Source organism: Streptomyces sp. NRRL S-495, assembly GCF_000966955.1.
Lineage (GTDB): Bacteria > Actinomycetota > Actinomycetes > Streptomycetales > Streptomycetaceae > Kitasatospora > Kitasatospora purpeofusca.
The window spans coordinates 1-4,519 of sequence record NZ_JZWY01001146.1; the positions used below are offsets into that span (position 1 = coordinate 1).

General features: G+C 73.5%; 4 protein-coding genes and 1 pseudogene. 2 read left to right on the forward strand and 3 right to left on the reverse strand.

Annotation, left to right across the window (positions count from 1 at the left end; all coding sequences use genetic code 11):
• Nucleotides 1-470: 470 nt before the first annotated feature.
• A pseudogene (locus VR45_RS49770) lies at nucleotides 471-569 on the reverse strand (IS5/IS1182 family transposase); the annotation flags it as partial.
• Between the two features lie 45 nt (nucleotides 570-614).
• On the reverse strand, nucleotides 615-1,466 hold the full coding sequence (locus tag VR45_RS39960; RefSeq protein ID WP_045944881.1) for a LysR family transcriptional regulator: 852 nt from the start codon (nucleotides 1,464-1,466) through the stop codon (nucleotides 615-617).
• Nucleotides 1,467-1,561: 95 nt separating this feature from the next.
• On the opposite strand from VR45_RS39960, the gene VR45_RS39965 reads away from it, so the two are divergent.
• Nucleotides 1,562-2,293 (forward strand): SDR family oxidoreductase, encoded by a 732-nt coding sequence (locus VR45_RS39965; RefSeq protein WP_045944882.1) that lies wholly within the window; start codon nucleotides 1,562-1,564, stop codon nucleotides 2,291-2,293.
• A gap of 224 nt (nucleotides 2,294-2,517) precedes the next feature.
• Here the strand turns inward: VR45_RS39965 and VR45_RS39970 are convergent, their stop codons facing one another.
• Nucleotides 2,518-3,147: a helix-turn-helix domain-containing protein gene (locus VR45_RS39970; RefSeq protein ID WP_063772632.1), complete on the reverse strand. Its 630-nt coding sequence runs from the start codon at nucleotides 3,145-3,147 to the stop codon at nucleotides 2,518-2,520.
• Between the two features lie 60 nt (nucleotides 3,148-3,207).
• Here VR45_RS39970 and VR45_RS39975 point away from each other — a divergent pair.
• The coding region (locus VR45_RS39975) for an MFS transporter (RefSeq protein WP_078897523.1) at nucleotides 3,208-4,519 on the forward strand (1,312 nt) is incomplete at its 3' end.

Consider the following 4,519-nt stretch of genomic DNA (forward strand, 5'->3'; position numbering starts at 1 on the left):
CCCGCGGCCGGGGCCCTGCTGCCGTACCGGGCACGGCCGGTCCTGCTCAGCTCTGGGCCGCCGACCCGGCCACCGCCGCCGCCATCGTCCGTCAGGAGTGGACCGTCCTTCAGCGGGGAGATGGACGCGATCTTCGTGACCTGGATCATCGCCGGGCCCTGACCTGCGTCGAAACCAGCTGGAGACAGCCGGGCCCCTCACGCTCGTCGACGTGAGGGGCCCGGCTATCAGAGTACGCCTGCATCCAGCCGGCCTTTCCAGCCGGGCCGGCCCTGCGCCTGGCGGCCGCACTGCTCACCGGGATCGGAACCGGCCGGTGGCTGCCCGACGAACCGCGTCCCGGCGGCAGCGAACTCGCGGCCGCAGCCTCATCCACGCCGTGGTCCACGGTCTCCCGATGGTGATGACCGAGCCCGACCGCCTGCTGGCCCGCCGGGGTCGGGGAGGGCGAGGCCCTGGAACCGTTGTAGGCGGTACTTGTCGTACTCGTACTCGTAGCCGCGGTCGGCGAACAGCCTCTGCGGTCGGCGGTGCGGCCTGCCGGTCTTCCCGTGGATGCGGGGGATCGCGTTTCCGAGCCGGGCCGCGAGGGGTGGAGTCCGGCCGGGTGGGGCCTACTGGAGACGTGTCGCGGTCCGGACGAGGTCGGCGACGGCTCTGGACCGGCTGTGCGGCGGCCAGGCGATCACGGTGGTGACCGTCGGCGCGTCCAGCACGGGCACGGCGGCGAGGTCGGCGTGCAGTTGGTCCCGGCACGACTCCGGTGAGACCGCGCAGGCCCGGCCGAGCGCGACGAGCTGCAGCAACTGCGCGTGGTCGCGGACCTGCGGGCCGGGGCCGGGCGGGTAGGTGCCGTCGGGGTCGGGCCAGCGTGGGAGGGGCAGGCCCGGCAGCGCGGTGATGTCGGCCATGTGCACATGGGCCCGGGTGGTGAGCGGATGCCCGGCCGGCAGGACCAGCACCTGGCTCTCCGTGCTGAGCTCCTCGGTGTGGAATCCGGCCGTCGAGTCGAACGGCCGGTGCAGCAGCGCCACGTCGGCCCGGCCCTCGCGCAGGAATCGTGCCTGCTCGGCCGGGCCGCACAGGATGACGTCGACGGGGACCGCGCCGGGTTCGGCGGCGTACGCGTCGAGCAGCCCCGCCAGCAGTTCACGGGACGCGCTGGCCTTCGTGACCAGGACCAGGCCGGGGCGGCCGGTCACGGAAAGGGCGGCGCGGCGGGTCCGACGCTCTGCGGCCTCGACCGCGTCGAGAGCGGCCCGGCCCTCGACCAGCAGCACCGCGCCGGCCCCGGTCAGCGCGACAGTGCGACTGGTCCGATCCAACAGCGCTGCCCCGAGCCGGCGTTCGAGCTGCTGGATCGCCCGTGACAACGGTGGCTGCGCGATCCCGAGCCGCTGCGCGGCACGCCCGAAGTGCAGCTCTTCGGCGACAGCGACGAAATACCGCAGTTCCCGGGTCTCCATCCGGCCACGTTATCCCGGATCAATACCCTGACGGTATCGTTGCCCACCCGATCGGTCTTGGACCCCCGCCGAGGTCCGGGAGCAGCATGGTCCCCATGAACGAACGAACGATCGCGCTGGTCACCGGCGCGAACAAGGGAATCGGCTACGAGATCGCCGCGGGCCTGGGCGCTCTCGGCTGGAGCGTCGGCGTCGGCGCCCGCGACGACCGGCGCCGGAGCGCCGCGGTGGAGAAACTGCGCGCCGCCGGCATCGACGCGTTCGCCGTGCCGCTGGACGTGACCGACGACGCGAGCGCGACCGCCGCCGCGCGGCTGATCGAGGAACAGGCCGGACGCCTCGACGTGCTCGTCAACAACGCCGCCATCGCCGGCGACATGCCCCAGGAGCCCAGCCGGATCGACCCCGCCACCATCCGCACGGTCGTGGACACCAACGTGATCGGCGTCGTCCGCGTCACCAACGCGATGCTGCCGCTGCTGCGCCGCTCCGCCGCACCGCGGATCGTGAACATGTCCAGCAGCGTCGGTTCCCTCGTCCGGCAGTCAGGACCCGCCGCCGAGCGGACGGCAGGTCCGCTGTCCGCGGCGTACGCGCCGTCGAAGACGTTCCTGAACGCCGTCACCCTCCAGTACGCCCGGGAGCTGAGCGGCACGAACATCCTGATCAACGCCGGCTGCCCCGGCTACGTCGCCACCGACCTCAACGGCTTCCGCGGCGTGCGCACCCCCGAACAGGGCGCGGCGATCGCCGTCCGACTCGCGACCCTGCCCGACGACGGCCCCACCGGACAGTTCTTCGACGACGCCGGCGTAGTGCCCTGGTGACCTGCACGGCAGCCGTCACCCGCTAGGCCGCTGCCGCTGCCGCTGCCACCGCGCCCACGCGTCCCGAACAGATCTGTCCCTCCGACCTGCCGAATCCCCCTGCGCTCGGTCACAACCGGGCCGAAAACCCGGAGTGGGGGGCAACAAGGGTGGCACCTGTCCCGGCAGGTCACCGGACGGCTTCCGTCACGGGCCGGACCCCGGGCGGAGTGCCGGCCCGCGTCCTACGACACATCCCCGTCCTGACCGGCGCGATCCGGCGCGACGGCCACATCCTCACGGCCGGGGGCGGTGGGGCCGTGGCGGTCCCAGCCGGGGGAGCGGATCTCCAGGGTGACGTCCGGGCTGTGCACCTCCGCCCCGCAGGTGCGGCAGGTCCAGGCCGCGTCCAGCGGGTGGCCGGGGTCGTCGGAGTCGTGCGGGTCGTCCGAGTCGTGCGGGTGGTCCCGGTGGTCCGGATGGTGGCGCAGCACCACCGGTGGCTCGGGCGACAGCCAGCGGTCGCCCCAGGCGAGCAGGGCCTGGGTGAGCGGGGCGAGGTCCCGGCCGGCCTCGGTGAGGTGGTACTCGTAGCGCGGCGGGCGCTCGCTGTAGGCGCGGCGTTCGACCACTCCCGCTTCCTCCAGGGCCTCCAGGGCCCGTAGCCGGGCGGTGAGCCGGTCGCGGGGGGCGCCGGTGTTGCGGGCGATCCGGTCGAACCGGTGGTTGCCGTAGAAGAGCTCGCGTACGGCGAGCAGTGCCCACTTCTCGCCGAGGACCTGCAGCGCGGCCGCGATGGAGCAGGGGCGGCCCGGCAGTGCGGTGGCGGCGGCACGGGCGGCTGTGGGCTGGGGGGCATCGGTGTGCGGGGTCACTCCACCAGCCTCCCATAGAGGGTTGCGTATTCAAACTCACTGCCGCTAGCGTTCCGGGCCATGAAGTTAGTTGGAATATCAAACCCAGTAGTCGCGCCGACCGACCGGGACCACCCCCACCGGCGCACCGCGTTCCTGGTACTCGCCGCCGCGGTCTTCGTCTCGAACCTCGACCTGTTCATCGTCAACGTCGCCCTCCCGGCGATGCAGCAGCACTTCCACGGCAGCAGCCTGGCCACCCTGTCCTGGGTGCTGAACGGCTACGCCATCGTCTTCGCCGCGCTGCTGGTCCCCGCCGGACGGCTGGCCGACCGCATCGGCCACCGGACGGTGTTCCTCGCCGGGCTGGCCGTCTTCACCGCCGCCTCCGCACTGTGCGCACTCGCCCCGACCGTCGGCTGGCTCGACGCCGCCCGGGTGCTCCAGGCGGCTGGCGCGGCCGCGCTGATGCCGACCTCACTGGCACTGCTGCTGGATGCCACTCCCGCAGCCGAGCGCCCCGGCGCCATCCGGGCCTGGGCCTCGATCGGTGGGATCGCCGCAGGCCTCGGACCGGTCCTCGGCGGACTGCTGGTCGAGGCCGACTGGCGCTGGGTGTTCATCGCCAACGTCCCGGTCGGCATCGCCGCCATCGCCGCGGGCGCCCGCGTACTGCCCAGGTCGCGCGCCAAGGAGAACGGCCCGCTGCCGGACCTGTTCGGCGCCGTCCTGCTCACCGCCGCCATCGCCACCCTCACCGTCGCCCTGGTCAAGGCCGACGAATGGGGCTGGCTCTCGCCCCAGGTCCTGGGCAGCCTGCTCGCGAGCACCCTGCTGACCGCCTGGTTCCTGCGCCGCTCGGCCCGCCACCGCGCCCCCATCGTCGAACTGCCGCTGCTGCGGGTGCCGGTCTTCGCCGCCGCCAACACCGCAGCCCTGCTGTTCACCCTCGCCTTCGCCGGCATGCTGCTGACCTCGGTCCTGTGGTGCCAGCAGACCTGGGGGTACTCGGCGCTGCGCACCGGACTCGCCATTGCCCCCGGACCGCTGCTGGTGCCGCCGGTCGCACTGGGCAGCGCCGCCATGGTGCGCGGGCTCGGCCCCGGACGGGTCGCCGCGCTCGGCACCCTGTTGTTCGCCGCAGGCATCGGCTGGTGGACCGCCGCCGTCGGTGTCCGGCCCGGCTACGCCACCGAACTGCTGCCCGGACTGCTGCTCACCGGCCTGGGGGTGGGACTGACCCTGCCCACCCTCGTCGGGTCCGCGGCGGCGGCGCTGCCGCCCACGCGGTTCGCCACCGGCTCGGCGATCACCACGATGGCCCGCCAGATCGGCGCGGTGGTGGGCGTGGCGCTGACGGTCAGCCTGATCGGCATCCCGCACGGGCCGCAGG